Raw genomic sequence first — 13,981 nt, 5'->3', positions numbered from 1 at the left:
AGACGCACGCCTGTTGTGACCAACCGCATGAATAATTCGAAGCACTGTGATACCGCTGAATTCTGTGCTCCAATGGTTGTTATTGTGTTTTTTGTTACAAGTCGAACTCAATACTTAATAATGGAGCGTGTTGCTGCGCACCATAAACATCATTATCACCGACGTTGCCGGAAATAATATCGCGCGGCATGACGATTTTTACGGCATTCGCCGGATCGAACCACACGATATTGTGAATAAAGTCAGGTTCAACATTATATAAACTGGCAATGAGCTGCGGCGTTAATTGCTCGCAGGCTTTTACCCGCTGATAGTCTTCCCTGGTTTTAAATAAAATATCTAAAACCAGTTCGTACGGTCCGGCGTTTTTGGAGCGAATAACCTGCGCCAGTGAACAAATTGAGTGTTTCATGCCTGAACTCCTTCTGGCGTCACCTGTTCAATGTGGAAATCAAATCGCAGCGCATCGCTCGCTTCAATCAGGTGATAGATCGAGAACTCATACACCGGTCCACTTTGAATATCAGATGGCGAGAACGGGAAGGCGAGGTTGCCCGCAGTCGCAATGCGATTTTCATAGCCGTAGTGCAGCAGGGTAGAGCGTACCAGCGAGCAAACGCTGTTGGCGATATCCTGCGTCGGCGCAACGACATCCAGTAAAATCCCCAGCTCATGACCGGCGGTTTTCATCGGTTCATGGTTGCCCATCACACCGTTCTTACCATACAGGTGGAACGTCATGCGGATACTGTCGTCATTCAGTGAGAGGTTACGCGCCACGCTTGCCTGTACCTCTTCGAGAATGGTGTCAATCCCGGCAATCATAATTGGGTCGCGCGTTCCGGCGATGGTCAGGCAACGGAAGCCAACCTGACGCGCGCCTTCCAGTTTCAACGCATACGGTGTTTCTTCATGACGTGAACCACTGACATACACTTCGCCCTCGTTAACCTGGGTAAAGGTGCACGCTTTCAGGTTCAGCACGCCGCCTGGTCCTGGCAGGAAGTACGGATCGGACTTCTCATACAGGGTGTGCGCCGCAGCGGAAGTTTCAGTGAACTTACGCTTGGGATTGAACGCCTTCAGCGTAAAGCCGTTGTCATCAATGATCCCCATCGCACAATCTGAGCCGGAGCCAGGGGTGGCGGCAATGGCAGCACACTCAAGGATCTTCCCGCAATGAAGTGCCAGACCTTCATCAAAGCCCTGCATTATTGGCAGCGCGGCGAAGCAGGCCGGATCGTAGGCACGTCCGCCCAGCACCACCTGCGCGCCAGCTTCGAGTGCACGCTGAAAAGGCTCGACGCCCATCTGCGCGACAATGTAGGTGCTCTCTTCAATTGCATCGTGAGTCAGTTCAGGCACAAAATCGAGCGCGGTGATTTTGCCGTTATCCAGCGCCTGATGAACGATTTCTTTGTCGACATCAGACGGGATTAACGCCATTGAGAAGGACAGTTTTTCTTCCTGTGCGATCTCATGGATTATCTGGCGACACCACTCCAGATGCGGAGCTGCGCCAGAACCACCGGCCGTGCCGATCACTACCGGGATGTTGTTCTTCACGCCTGCCACGATCATATAGCGCAGATCGCGTTTCACACCGGCCCGGTCGGTAAAGGGTTTACCCGCCCCCAGATAGTGGGGGCCTGGATCGGAGGAACCTGCGTCAACAGCAATAAGATCCGGTGACTCTTCCATGGCTTTACGAAAACTTTCTTCCGGGAAGCCATAACCCAGGATAGCCGTAGGCGATAAGATCTTAAATGTGCGTGCCATCTCTTAATCCTTAGTTTGCAACAGCGCGATGGTGCGGTTCATTTCGTTAAACACGATGTTGAGACCTTCATCGAAACCCATACCCGGCTTGATCAGCATGCGCATTGGACGCGCAGCCAGCGCGACGTGTACGCAGGTACGCGCACTGATTTCCGTTTCGTTACAGGTACCGCCTTGATAGGCTTCCATTCCGTGTTTGTTGCAATACAGCACCGCATCGACGATGTTGTGAATACCGCCCAGATCCGGGGTCTTGATCTGCACCATGTGGCAACTGCCCGCGTCGGTGAAGTCCACGATATCCTGATAGGTGTTACACCATTCATCCGCAACAATTTTCACGCCGGAACCCAGACGGGTAAGCTCCTGAGTGATCTCGGTGAGCATGCGGATCTGATCCGGCTTGTTACCGGCATCTACCGGGCCTTCAATGTACAGCGGCAGGCCTTGAGCTTCGGCTTCCAGGCTGGCGATGTATTCGGCGCAACGCACCGGATCCATATCGAAGATCAGACCGATGGTGCCGTAGACATCAATATGCAGCGTCGGGTGATAGGTTTCGTTGGTGCGCAGGCTCAGGATGCGGTTTGATAACCAGCGGACGTACTCACGCAGTTTTTCGCCTTTGAAGCCCAGCTTCTCTTCTACGTTATTGATCAGCGCATGCGGCAGGACGTCCACACCTTTGAGGATCATCTTGTCGACGGCGATATAACGGTCGTCGCCGCTCTGGCCAAATAATGGAATGGCTTCCGGGACGCACGGCAGTTGCCATTCATCACAAACCACTTCTGCTTTCAGACGACCGGTAGCCAGTGCCGCCGCGTCGAGCAGCGCCTGAGACAGACCATAACGTACGGCGGTATGCAGCAGATGGCCGTCAATACGCAGTTCGTCAAAGAAACGGGCGTTGGTCAGGAACGAATCAACGTCGCGCCCTTCCAGCAGCGGTTTGATGTGATCGTTAAGGAACGGAATGAAGTTTTCAGCCAGGAACAGCGGATCGCGTCCACCTGCACCTGAATATTGCACCGCTGCACAATCGCCCACCGCTACCGCGCCGTTTTCCAGAATCAGCTGTACGGATACGCATTCACCCGCCTGACGAACAGACGTAAATCCAGGCGTTACCGGAGCGCCGGTATAGATAAACCCGTCATGACCGGCGCCGTTTTTGATGGCCTGCTGATCGTCAAAATAAAATGAGGAGTAGCCAGCTGTGAAAAGGGCCTGTTTAATTTTCATTATGGTCTTCCTATTAATTTACTGTGGGATACGGCGTTGATGTCATCAATGACCATCTGGAAAGAAGGCTTGCGGCCTTCGAAATGCGCGCGCTCTGCGACGTAGTCGTGGTGCAGGGCGAGAATGTCTTTCGGCAGCGGAACGGAGCCGGCTTCGAGAATACGGATGGCGCCTGTGTTATCGCGAACAGGCAGGATCTTACCGGCGTTACAGGCGGCAGGCGCGAAAGGTACATCCAGTACGCCTGCTTCAAAGGCCAGCACCGTACCGCGCGCAATGTCGCCATTGCCCAGTTCGAAGACTTTCTTCAGCACCGCGCGGACTTCGCTCTTAATCAGATCAACTTCCTGCTCCACGGCAGCGCACTGCGGGAATTTCTGGTCGCTGACCATGTTGAGCATCTGGCGCGAAGCTTTCAGACCCTGGGCGTTCGCTGCCGCCGTTGGGATACCGAACGCTTCGTGCGGGCTTTTGGTGATCACTTTGGTGGCACCTGACATACCGGCAACCGCTGCGCCCCAGGCAATAACGGAGAAGGCTTTTGCTTCATCTTCCGGGAATCCGCCCATCCACTGGTGGAAAACGGTACTCAGTTCGTAATCGTCAAAACCGTGGTTATGGAAATATTCGTGGGAAAGTTCGCGCAGCGCCTGAATCGCTGCAATATCCTGCGTTAGGCTACCGACCTGGCCGTAGCCAACGGTAATTGACTTGACGCCTTGTTCCAGAGCCAACAGACCTTCGATAATCGCCACCGAGTGGGACATAAACGGTGGGATCAGGGTGCCGGTCAGTGGGCCAAACGGTTCACGGTTGATACGAATACCGTTCTCTTCGTACAGGCCCATCAGGCGGTCGCAGTACTGCCAGTCGCGGATGGATTTTTCCAGAGTGACACGTTTAGCGTAAGGAATGTTGTAGGAGATGCCGCCGCCTTCGTAGCTGGTAAAGCCACTGGCCATGGCGATTTCTGCCAGCAGGCGCGCATCAGGCGTGCCGTGACGAACCTGGATCGGTTTTTCCAGCGCTTCAGTCATACGACGGCAGGCAGCAACCCCGTGATTGACGACCGGTAAACCATTCAGCTTGGAAGTACCTGCTTCGATAGATTTCTGGATCCCGACAGCGGCTTCTTCATAGCGGTTCAGACGGGTATAGGCATCGATAGTACTCGGCAGGAGGTCGCACTCTTCCTGCAATGTTTTGAGCAGCGCAATATGCTCATCCATTAATGCTACGCCTGCGCGCGGCTGGCTCAGGGTTTTCCCTTCCTGATCGGCCTTCAGCAGAGCAAGGGAGAAGCGCTTTTTATCCGGAATTGATTGCTGGTACTTCACGCCATCTTCGAAGTTCTCAACGTCTTTGCCGGTTTCCCAGGTTTGTAATACCTGATGCCTTTCGGTCATGAATTCGTCATGGGTCAATTTTTTATTTCGAAGTTCCATTCGTAGCTGCCTTAAGTTTTATAGGGTTAAACACTGAATGCTGGTGCGAGCAGCGGCTTGCGGGTACAGCCTGGCGACGTTTGCCAGTAGCGGGAGCAGGCCATTTGAATCGCGGTAATACTCAAACTGATTCGGTAACAAAATTCTTTTACCCTGGTCGTCCAGCTCCCGGTATTTGAGCCAGCTATGGATATCGAACTGGCTGGCGCGAGAGAGCCATCCCCCTGAACCGACGACTTTGCGTACGGTGGTGAGATCGCGACCCATCTGTAAATCCACGTTACCCACGCAGGTGCAAACCTGCTTTTTAGTGCCCGCGTGGCGCTCAGCGGCATAGCCCACGCACAAACCTGCCAGCAGGGTGTCGAAATATTTCTCCTCCTCGCTGAGCGGCAGGTAATCCGGTTGCCCAACCAGATGACGCAGGTAGCGGTAAAACGCTTCCTCGCGCTGCGGTTGTTGGGCGAAGATGACTTTCACCATATCCTGCGTGCTTTCTCCCACCACGACGGCGGAAACGCGCATTCCCAGGTCGCCTTCAACGGTACGTTTGACGAACGGTTCAGGAACACCATGCAGGACGGTATCGGGGGAGAGGGTATTCGCGCTGGCCGAATAGACATCCGTGGTGGCTCCGCCCATATCAATCAGCATGAATTCCTTCCATGCGCTGTCGTAATCGCTAATGGCTTTGACTAACTCATATACCGTCCATGGCGTCGGCATTGGCTCTTCGCCGGTTTCGCCGACGATGACGTCCAGACCTTTACCTTTGACAATGCGTGACAAGAACACATCGCAAATCGCCTGGCGCGCGGCAAACGGATTCGGGTGATCGAGATCAGGCAGAATGTTGTCTACCGTGGTCAGATCTTTATGTCCCAGAATCGTTTGTATTTCGTCCTGAATGTCCCGGTTTCCGGCGTAGATAATGGCGCAATCAAGCGTTGAGCCTGCCAGCGCATGCGCATTCGCCAGGCCGTAGCTTTCTTCGCCACCGTCTGTACCACCGGTAAACAACAGAATGTCTGGCGGTGATGATTCCAGCTCCTGGATGTCATGCCGGTTCAGTTTGTACGAATAATATTGCGCGATTTTCGCTCCTGCCGAATGGGCGGTAACTTTTGCTGATTCCAGCGTAATGGAAGGCACCAGCCCCATTGCTGCAACGGCAAGTCCACCCTTGGCCGAGGAGGAGTATTTCAACTGCACTTCACCACTTTTCAGTAACGGGCGAGCATCGGCAACGTTCAGCACCTGATTCAGGCTGGCAAAAAAACCGTCTGCCAGATGATGTGTGGTGGTTGGGGTCAGGACATGGTTTACCAGGGTTAATTCCTCGCCTTCATGGGCGAAGAGGGCAGCCTTGGTCCATGTCGATCCGATATCGACAGAAACTGTTTGCATCAGATAGCCTCTTCCAGGCAACGCTGCTCGAGGCCATTGTGTTGGCGAATATCATTGGTGATAAGCGCGCAGACATCTTCCAGGTCGTGGCTCGGTGCGAAGACGCGGTTAAAACCCATCTCCTTAAACTTCACTTCCACATCGCCGAAGTCATGTTTACCAACTACCAGGTTGCCACCGACGTACAGCAGAATGTCGCCGAGGCCGCGTTCGATGCAGCGCTTACGTAACCCGAGGCAGTCAATGTCGCCATGACCGTAGATAGAGGACACCACGATGGCATCGGCGCCTGTTTCAATCGCGGCATCAATATATTCATCCTGGCTCACCATCACCCCGAGGTTGATTACGTGAAAATCATGAGCAGTAAAAACGCGATCCAGAACTTTATTACCTACTGCATGGCAGTCAGCACCGATGACGCCAATAACAAGTGTAGATTTCTTCATGGGTAATCCTCTGTAGGGCTGATGGTCAATAAGTGAAAATTATTTTCTAATATTTAGAACATGGCTTGTGACAACCTCTTAATAGGGTCGGAGTTTCTGTGTAAGCGGAAAAGGAAGCAATTGATCTATTTTCAAAATATCCTGCGCAAAATGATTGTTATATTTTTTATTTGTAAAAAACCTTGTTTATCAGGTGGTTGGGTTTTGTTTTTGCGGCTTTTTTTAATTTACCAGGAAAATGACAAATAAATGACTTGCCATGTTTGTGATCGAAATCTTATTTTGTTGTGCGTCTCATTCATGTGTCATTTTTTATAATTTAAAAAATTATCTTTACTAAATAACTTGTGAACGGGATAACGGTTTTTTATTTTTTAATCTTATATGACATAATTATATTTTGTTAAATTTAAGATAAAAATGATAATGAATTGTTTGTGGCATATTTAAACGTTGCCACATAAGAGAAAAAGAGAAGTGAGTGATAACTTTCAGTGATGCTTTAAGCGAAACGCCTGCGCTGTGCTGAGGACGTCAAACCCAATGCGTCTGTCAATGAGGTACGCTTTCGCTTCCATTTGAGATAGTTACATCTTGGTGTTAATTATAAGTAAAATTTAAATGAATAATTTGTATGAAATAACAATTCCATGACTTGCTAAACAAAAAACTGTGAGCTACCCGGCAATAGTGACTCTTTATCTGCTGGCAATTTTGTCAGTCGGGCGGGTTAAAAGATCGTGTAGATTTAAATAAATATCCTATCATTTGTAGTAACGGCAATTACTCATTGAAAAACATACCGTTAACATGGCGTTCACTAGTCGCCTGACTGTTAAACACTATTAACATTAAATTTGAAAATTGATTTAAATCAATGTTTAAAACTTGGTAAACAGCCTCAAAAGAGGTTAAATTGCTGCAGATCAAATTGGTCTGAAAGTGATAAATTAGCTATAAATTGATCACTATCGAAAAATGCAAATTTACCTCGATAAAAACCTGTTTATTGTAAGGATTTTACGGCGTAATATAATTGCGGGATCAATTTGAGTGTTTTATTAACATGTTTGTAACCTTTCATCATTGTCCTTTCTTCAAATGAGAAGAAAGAGCAGCGGCGGAGGGAAGCAGATAAATTTGTATTGGGGCATGCGTGTGACCCTTTCTAACGGGGTTCACTCTCGGAGTCTTCATGCGATGAGCAAGGAGTCATGATGTTAGATATAGTCGAACTGTCGCGCTTACAGTTTGCCTTGACCGCGATGTACCACTTCCTGTTTGTGCCACTGACGCTAGGTATGGCGTTCTTGCTGGCCATCATGGAAACGGTCTACGTCCTTTCCGGCAAACAGATTTATAAAGATATGACCAAGTTCTGGGGCAAGTTGTTTGGTATCAACTTCGCTCTGGGTGTGGCAACCGGTCTGACCATGGAGTTCCAGTTCGGGACTAACTGGTCTTACTACTCCCACTATGTAGGGGATATTTTCGGTGCGCCGCTGGCGATCGAAGGTTTGATGGCCTTCTTCCTCGAATCCACCTTTGTAGGTCTGTTCTTCTTCGGCTGGGACCGTTTGGGTAAAGTCCAGCATATGTGCGTCACCTGGCTGGTGGCCCTGGGTTCTAACCTGTCCGCACTGTGGATTCTGGTTGCGAACGGCTGGATGCAAAACCCAATCGCCGCGGATTTCAACTTTGAAACCATGCGCATGGAGATGCTGAGCTTCTCTGAACTGGTGCTCAACCCGGTAGCACAGGTGAAATTTGTTCACACTGTGGCATCTGGTTATGTTTGTGGCGCGATGTTCGTTCTGGGGATCAGCTCCTACTATATGCTGCGCGGTCGTGACTTCGCGTTTGCTAAACGTTCTTTTGCAATCGCCGCCAGCTTTGGTATGGCTGCTATTCTGTCTGTTATCGTTCTGGGTGATGAATCCGGTTACGAAATGGGCGACGTGCAGAAAACCAAACTCGCTGCTATTGAAGCAGAATGGGAAACGCAGCCTGCACCGGCTTCCTTTACCCTGTTCGGTATTCCGGACCAGGATGCGCAGGAAAACCATTTTGCGATTCAAATTCCTTATGCGCTGGGCATCATTGCCACCCGCTCTGTTGATACACCGGTCATTGGTCTGAAAGACCTGATGGTGCAGCACGAAGAGCGCATCCGTAACGGGATGAAGGCGTATCAACTGCTGGAAGAACTGCGTGCGGGTACTACCGATCAGGCCGTTCGCGACCAGTTCAACAGCATGAAGAAAGACCTGGGTTATGGTCTGCTGCTGAAACGCTATACGGATAACGTCACCGACGCGACCGAAGCGCAAATTCAGCAGGCAACGAAAGATTCTATTCCTCGCGTTGCGCCGCTCTACTTCGCTTTCCGTATTATGGTGGCGTGCGGCATTCTGATGCTGGCAATCATCGCAGTGTCCTTCTGGACCGTGATTCGTAACCGTATCGGTGAGAAAAAATGGCTGCTGCGCACCGCGCTGTATGCGATTCCTCTACCGTGGATTGCCATTGAATCCGGTTGGTTTGTTGCAGAGTACGGCCGCCAACCGTGGGCGATTGGTGAAGTGTTACCAACAGCCGTAGCGAACTCTTCGCTGACCGCTGGCGACCTCATCTTCTCGATGCTGTTGATTTGCGGCCTGTATACCCTGTTCCTGGTGGCTGAACTGTATCTGATGTTCAAGTTCGCACGCCTTGGGCCGAGTAGCCTGAAAACCGGTCGTTATCACTACGAGCAGTCCACTGTGACTTCTCAGCCGGCACGCTAAGACAGGAGTCGTCAAATGATCGATTATGAAGTATTGCGTTTTATCTGGTGGCTGCTGGTTGGCATTCTGCTGATTGGTTTCGCGGTCACTGATGGCTTCGACATGGGGGTGGGCATGCTCACCCGTTTCCTCGGTCGTAATGATACCGAGCGTCGAATTATGATTAACTCCATCGCCCCGCACTGGGACGGTAACCAGGTTTGGCTCATCACCGCGGGTGGCGCACTGTTCGCTGCCTGGCCGATGGTGTATGCCGCTGCGTTCTCCGGTTTCTATGTGGCGATGATCCTGGTACTGGCGTCTTTGTTCTTCCGTCCGGTCGGTTTTGATTACCGCTCCAAGATTGAAGACATGCGCTGGCGCAACATGTGGGACTGGGGCATCTTCATTGGTAGCTTCGTTCCACCGCTGGTTATTGGCGTGGCGTTCGGCAACCTGCTGCAAGGGGTTCCGTTCCACGTAGACGACTACATGCGTTTGTACTACACCGGTAACTTCTTCCAGTTGCTGAATCCGTTTGGTCTGCTGGCGGGTGTCGTGAGTGTTGGGATGATCATCACCCAGGGCGCGACCTATCTGCAGATGCGTACGGTAGGTGAACTGCATCTGCGTGCGCGTGCAACATCGCAGGTTGCGGCACTGGTCACTATGATCTGCTTCGCGCTGGCTGGTGTGTGGGTGATTTACGGTATTGACGGTTATGTTGTGACCTCAGCACTGGATCATCATGCCGCCTCTAACCCGCTGACCAAAGAAGTGGCTCGCGTGGCTGGCGCATGGATGGTGAACTTTAACAATGCACCTATCCTGTGGCTGGTTCCTGCACTGGGCGTAGTTCTGCCGCTGTTGACCATCCTGACTTCTCGTATGGAGAAAGGGGCATGGGCGTTCGTCTTCTCTTCACTGACGTTAGCCTGCATCATCCTGACGGCTGGTATCGCAATGTTCCCGTTTGTGATGCCATCCAGCACCATGATGAACGCAAGTCTGACCATGTGGGATGCAACGTCCAGCCAGCTGACGCTGAATCTGATGACGTATGTAGCTTGTGTGTTCGTTCCGATCATTCTGCTGTACACCGGCTGGTGTTACTGGAAGATGTTCGGTCGCATCACCAAAGAAGATATTGAAAGCAACACCCACTCTCTGTACTAAGTAAGGAGCTTAAAATGTGGTATTTCGCATGGATTTTGGGAACGCTTCTTGCCTGTGCATTTGGGATAATCACAGCGCTGGCGCTTGAGCACGTTGAATCAGGCAAAGCCGGACAAGAAGATAGCTGATGACCAACATTATCGCGATGCAGTATAACGCGATGGACAAGCGCCCCTTGCGGGCGCTTTCCTTTGTGCTGGCAATCGTGTTGGCTGGTTGCATATTCTGGGATCCGTCACGTTTCGCGGCCAAAACCAGTGAGCTGGAAATCTGGCATGGTCTCCTGCTGATGTGGGCGGTCTGCGCAGGCATCATTCACGGCGTTGGTTTTCGTCCTCGCGCCGTACACTGGCAGGGCATTTTCTGCCCGCTAATCGCAGATATCGTCCTGGTTGTTGGTCTGATTTTCTTCTTCTTTTGAATAAGAAACATCCTTAAATATTTATGGGCTTGCATAAGCCCATAAATTTTTACTCTCCGTTTACTTTCCCCCATTCCAAACCACCATTCCCGCGCGTATAGTAGCGAAGTTTGAAAGCATTAACCTAAGGTTGTGCCCTGGAGTTGTGTGCGGTGGCGACACTGGACCATCAGGACGCAACTTAATTGCATTACCGGGATGTAAAGTGAATACAGCGCGATATACAACGACATTCTTGAAGCATCGCGGCGGCAAGAACGCGAGTCACCAGGCGCTTACAAAGTTAAGCGACCGGTGTGAGTGGGCGAAGCCAACAAAGAGGCAGTAAGAATGAACAAGTATATGTTTCGATGGCCGGTTCGTGTCTACTATGAAGACACCGATGCCGGTGGGGTGGTATACCACGCCAGCTACGTCGCTTTTTACGAAAGAGCACGCACAGAAATGCTGCGTCATCATCACTTCAGTCAGCAGGTCCTGTTGGCCGAACGTGTAGCCTTTGTGGTGCGCAAGATGACGCTGGAGTATTTTGCGCCTGCCCGGCTCGACGATATGCTCGAAGTCCAAACCGAAATTACGTCAATGCGTGGCACCTCATTGGTTTTCACGCAACGCATTGTCAACGCAGAGAACACCGTGCTGAATGAAGCCGAAGTTCTGATTGTTTGCGTTGATCCACTCAAAATGAAGCCTCGTGCGCTTCCCAAGTCTATTGTCGCGGAGTTTAAGCAGTGACTGACATGAATATCCTTGATTTGTTCCTGAAGGCAAGCCTTCTGGTTAAACTTATCATGTTGATTTTGATTGGTTTCTCAATCGCATCCTGGGCCATTATTATCCAGCGGACCCGTATTCTTAATGCGGCTTCACGTGAAGCCGAAGCATTTGAAGACAAGTTCTGGTCCGGCATTGAATTGTCGCGCCTGTATCAGGAAAGCCAGGGGCGTCGTGATAACCTGGTGGGCTCGGAACAAATTTTCTACAGCGGATTCAAAGAGTTTGCGCGTCTGCATCGGGCGAATAGTCATGCGCCGGAAGCGGTCGTTGAGGGGGCATCCCGTGCGATGCGTATCTCGATGAACCGTGAACTGGAAACGCTGGAAACGCATATTCCATTCCTCGGCACCGTCGGCTCCATCAGCCCGTATATCGGTCTGTTCGGTACCGTTTGGGGGATCATGCACGCATTTATCGCGTTAGGCGCGGTAAAACAGGCAACGCTGCAAATGGTCGCACCGGGTATCGCGGAAGCATTGATTGCAACGGCTATCGGTCTGTTTGCGGCAATCCCGGCGGTTATGGCTTACAACCGACTGAATCAGCGCGTAAACAAGCTGGAACTGAATTACGACAACTTTATGGAAGAGTTCACCGCGATTCTGCACCGCCAGGCGTTTACCGTTAGCGAGAGCAACAAGGGGTAAGCCATGGCCAGAACGCGTGGACGAGGTCGTCGCGAACTCAAGTCCGAAATCAATATTGTACCGCTGCTCGACGTACTACTGGTGCTGTTGCTGATCTTTATGGCAACCGCGCCGATTATTACGCAGAGTGTGGAAGTCGACCTGCCGGATGCGACCGAATCGCAAGCTGTCAGTAGTAACGACGAACCGCCGGTCATTATTGAAGTTTCCGGGATAGGGCAATACAGCGTGGTCGTTGAGAAAGATCGTATGGATCAACTGCCGCCGGAGCAGGTTATCGCGGAAGCGAAAAGTCGCCTGCAGACCAATCCGAAAACGGTCTTTTTAATCGGTGGTGCGAAAGACGTGCCTTATGATGAAATAATTAAAGCGCTGAACTTGTTACACAGTGCAGGCGTAAAATCGGTTGGCTTGATGACGCAGCCAATCTGATGACTGCGTTTTGCTGGCTTGAAAGATAGCGCGTAACAGGCGAACAGTTTTTTGGGAACCGAGAGTGTCAAAGGCAACCGAACAAAACGACAAGCTCAAAAGGGCGATAATTATTTCAGCGGTGCTGCATGTCATTTTATTTGCAGCGCTGATCTGGAGTTCGTTCGATGAGCACATTGATGCTTCAGCCGGCGGCGGTGGCGGTTCGTCCATCGACGCCGTTATGGTCGATCCTGGCGCCGTTGTGCAACAGTACGACAGGCAGCAGCAACAGCAGGCAAGTGCTAAACGTGCAGAAGAGCAGCGTGAAAAACAGGCGCAGCAGCAAGCTGAGGAACTTCGCGAGAAGCAGGCGGCCGAGCAAGAGCGACTGAAGCAACTTGAAAAGGAACGTTTAGCCGCGCAGGAAAAAGTGCGCGAACAGGCGGAACAGCAGAAACAGGCCGAAGCCGCCGCCGCGAAAGCGCAAGAGCAACAGAAACAGGCTGAAGAAGCTGCGGCGAAGGCTGCTGCAGACGCGAAGGCCAAAGCTGATGCTCAGGCGAAACAAGCGGCAGATGCCGCGAAGAAAGCCGCTGCGGACGCACAGAAAAAAGCAGAGGCTGAAGCCGCTAAAGCCGCTGCTGATGCGAAGAAAATTGCCGAAGCACAAGCTGCTAAGGCTGCCGCAGACGCTGCGAAGAAAGCTCAGGCTGAAGCCGCTAAGCAAGCAGCAGCCGAGAAAGCTGCTGCGGAGAAAGCAGAAAAAGCCGCTGCCGCGAAAGCTGCCGCTGCTGAAAAGGCTGCGGCTGATAAGAAAGCCGCAGCGGAAAAAGCAGCAGCAGATAAAAAAGCTGCAGCCGAGAAAGCCGCTGCCGATAAGAAAGCTGCGGCAGATAAAGCGGCGGCTGCGAAAAAGGCTGCGGCCGAAAAAGCAGCTGCAGCCTCTGGCGTTGACGACTTGTTGGGTGACTTAAGCTCCGGTAAGAATGCACCGAAATCAGGTGGTGGAGCGAAAGGAAACGGTCAACCGGCGAAAGATAGTGGTACAAGTGGTGCAAATGGCGGTGCATCTGGCGCTGATATCAGTGCTTACGCATCTCAAATTCGTAATGCGATCCAGAGCCGTCTGTATGGTGCCGATTTGTATGCGGGTAAATCTTGCGTATTACATATCAAGTTAGCACCCGATGGTCTGTTACTGGATGTGACCGAAGAGGGCGGAGATCCGGCATTGTGCCAGGCTGCGCTGACGGCTGCGAAAACAGCCAGAATTCCTAAACCGCCTAGCCAGGCTGTTTATGAAAAAGTCAAAGATGCCAAGCTGGACTTTAAACTGTAATAACGTCCCTGAGAATTCAGGGGAAACGGTCTAAGGTTGAGACAGCGTTCTGGTAGTTTTGTGTATTTGAGTTTGTTAACATTCTGCTAAATTATCGTGGGCTTTCCGTCCAGATAA

14 protein-coding genes are annotated in these 13,981 nt (G+C 51.3%); 8 read left to right on the top strand and 6 right to left on the bottom strand.

The genetic code is table 11. The features are described from left to right. Window positions 1-94: 94 nt before the first annotated feature. From HV345_RS16180 to glmS, 6 genes are read right to left on the bottom strand one after another with little or no spacing between them, the layout of a single operon-like run. Entirely contained in the window at window positions 95-412 is a 318-nt protein-coding gene (locus HV345_RS16180; protein WP_016152303.1) for a DUF4387 domain-containing protein, read from the bottom strand. Continuing rightward, window positions 409-1,779 carry an acyclic terpene utilization AtuA family protein gene (locus HV345_RS16175; protein WP_016156013.1) on the bottom strand — a complete coding sequence of 457 codons (1,371 nt, stop codon included), beginning with the start codon at window positions 1,777-1,779 and terminating at the stop codon, window positions 409-411. The genes HV345_RS16180 and HV345_RS16175 overlap by 4 nt, the downstream gene beginning before the upstream one ends. 3 nt (window positions 1,780-1,782) lie before the next feature. Beyond that, the gene (locus HV345_RS16170; RefSeq protein WP_016152305.1) at window positions 1,783-3,024 is read right to left on the bottom strand and encodes a methylaspartate ammonia-lyase; all 1,242 of its coding nucleotides are present in this window, start codon (window positions 3,022-3,024) and stop codon (window positions 1,783-1,785) included. After that, window positions 3,024-4,469, bottom strand: a complete 1,446-nt coding sequence (locus HV345_RS16165) for a methylaspartate mutase subunit E (protein WP_016152306.1) — start codon at window positions 4,467-4,469, stop codon at window positions 3,024-3,026. The genes HV345_RS16170 and HV345_RS16165 overlap by 1 nt, the downstream gene beginning before the upstream one ends. Window positions 4,470-4,487: 18 nt before the next feature. After that, window positions 4,488-5,876, bottom strand: coding sequence for a methylaspartate mutase accessory protein GlmL (glmL, locus tag HV345_RS16160; RefSeq protein WP_047497777.1), 1,389 nt, complete (start codon window positions 5,874-5,876; stop codon window positions 4,488-4,490). Next, window positions 5,876-6,325, bottom strand: a complete 450-nt coding sequence (glmS, locus tag HV345_RS16155; RefSeq protein WP_181635807.1) for a methylaspartate mutase subunit S — start codon at window positions 6,323-6,325, stop codon at window positions 5,876-5,878. Before glmS ends, glmL begins: the two co-directional genes overlap by 1 nt. A 1,217-nt stretch (window positions 6,326-7,542) precedes the next feature. On the opposite strand from glmS, the gene cydA reads away from it, so the two are divergent. The 8 genes from cydA (at window position 7,543) to tolA (ending at window position 13,864) form a co-directional block, all read left to right on the top strand. Further along, window positions 7,543-9,111, top strand: coding sequence for a cytochrome ubiquinol oxidase subunit I (gene cydA / locus HV345_RS16150; RefSeq protein WP_016152309.1), 1,569 nt, complete (start codon window positions 7,543-7,545; stop codon window positions 9,109-9,111). A gap of 15 nt (window positions 9,112-9,126) precedes the next feature. Further along, window positions 9,127-10,266, top strand: a complete 1,140-nt coding sequence (gene cydB / locus HV345_RS16145; protein ID WP_181626323.1) for a cytochrome d ubiquinol oxidase subunit II — start codon at window positions 9,127-9,129, stop codon at window positions 10,264-10,266. A gap of 14 nt (window positions 10,267-10,280) precedes the next feature. Further along, window positions 10,281-10,394, top strand: a complete 114-nt coding sequence (cydX, locus tag HV345_RS16140; protein WP_003022970.1) for a cytochrome bd-I oxidase subunit CydX — start codon at window positions 10,281-10,283, stop codon at window positions 10,392-10,394. Beyond that, complete coding sequence (ybgE, locus tag HV345_RS16135; protein WP_016152311.1) at window positions 10,394-10,687, top strand: cyd operon protein YbgE; 294 nt, start codon at window positions 10,394-10,396, stop codon at window positions 10,685-10,687. The genes cydX and ybgE overlap by 1 nt, the downstream gene beginning before the upstream one ends. Before the next feature lie 330 nt (window positions 10,688-11,017). After that, complete coding sequence (gene ybgC, locus HV345_RS16130; RefSeq protein ID WP_003831439.1) at window positions 11,018-11,422, top strand: tol-pal system-associated acyl-CoA thioesterase; 405 nt, start codon at window positions 11,018-11,020, stop codon at window positions 11,420-11,422. Further along, a complete protein-coding gene (tolQ, locus tag HV345_RS16125; RefSeq protein ID WP_016152312.1) occupies window positions 11,419-12,111 on the top strand; it encodes a Tol-Pal system protein TolQ in 693 nt (230 codons plus the stop codon). Before ybgC ends, tolQ begins: the two co-directional genes overlap by 4 nt. A gap of 3 nt (window positions 12,112-12,114) precedes the next feature. After that, window positions 12,115-12,543 carry a colicin uptake protein TolR gene (gene tolR / locus HV345_RS16120; RefSeq protein WP_003022978.1) on the top strand — a complete coding sequence of 143 codons (429 nt, stop codon included), beginning with the start codon at window positions 12,115-12,117 and terminating at the stop codon, window positions 12,541-12,543. Between the two features lie 64 nt (window positions 12,544-12,607). Continuing rightward, window positions 12,608-13,864, top strand: a complete 1,257-nt coding sequence (gene tolA / locus HV345_RS16115) for a cell envelope integrity protein TolA (protein WP_016152313.1) — start codon at window positions 12,608-12,610, stop codon at window positions 13,862-13,864. Window positions 13,865-13,981: the final 117 nt, after the last annotated feature.

This window comes from Citrobacter sp. RHBSTW-00986 (genome assembly GCF_013783065.1).
In the GTDB taxonomy this organism is placed as follows: domain Bacteria; phylum Pseudomonadota; class Gammaproteobacteria; order Enterobacterales; family Enterobacteriaceae; genus Citrobacter; species Citrobacter braakii.
The sequence above is the reverse complement of the archived record's forward strand: the minus strand, read 5'-3'. Positions and strand labels throughout refer to the sequence as shown.

What these genes read in the sequence shown, in the direction of transcription:
- HV345_RS16180 (WP_016152303.1), bottom strand. Translation starts at nt 412, where the DNA reads ATGAAACACTCAATTTGTTCACTGGCGCAGGTTATTCGCTCCAAAAAC.
- cydB (WP_181626323.1), top strand. Translation starts at nt 9,127, where the DNA reads ATGATCGATTATGAAGTATTGCGTTTTATCTGGTGGCTGCTGGTTGGC.
- glmS (WP_181635807.1), bottom strand. Translation starts at nt 6,325, where the DNA reads ATGAAGAAATCTACACTTGTTATTGGCGTCATCGGTGCTGACTGCCAT.
- ybgE (WP_016152311.1), top strand. Translation starts at nt 10,394, where the DNA reads ATGACCAACATTATCGCGATGCAGTATAACGCGATGGACAAGCGCCCC.
- HV345_RS16165 (WP_016152306.1), bottom strand. Translation starts at nt 4,469, where the DNA reads ATGGAACTTCGAAATAAAAAATTGACCCATGACGAATTCATGACCGAA.
- HV345_RS16170 (WP_016152305.1), bottom strand. Translation starts at nt 3,024, where the DNA reads ATGAAAATTAAACAGGCCCTTTTCACAGCTGGCTACTCCTCATTTTAT.
- tolR (WP_003022978.1), top strand. Translation starts at nt 12,115, where the DNA reads ATGGCCAGAACGCGTGGACGAGGTCGTCGCGAACTCAAGTCCGAAATC.
- glmL (WP_047497777.1), bottom strand. Translation starts at nt 5,876, where the DNA reads ATGCAAACAGTTTCTGTCGATATCGGATCGACATGGACCAAGGCTGCC.
- cydA (WP_016152309.1), top strand. Translation starts at nt 7,543, where the DNA reads ATGTTAGATATAGTCGAACTGTCGCGCTTACAGTTTGCCTTGACCGCG.
- cydX (WP_003022970.1), top strand. Translation starts at nt 10,281, where the DNA reads ATGTGGTATTTCGCATGGATTTTGGGAACGCTTCTTGCCTGTGCATTT.
- ybgC (WP_003831439.1), top strand. Translation starts at nt 11,018, where the DNA reads ATGAACAAGTATATGTTTCGATGGCCGGTTCGTGTCTACTATGAAGAC.
- HV345_RS16175 (WP_016156013.1), bottom strand. Translation starts at nt 1,779, where the DNA reads ATGGCACGCACATTTAAGATCTTATCGCCTACGGCTATCCTGGGTTAT.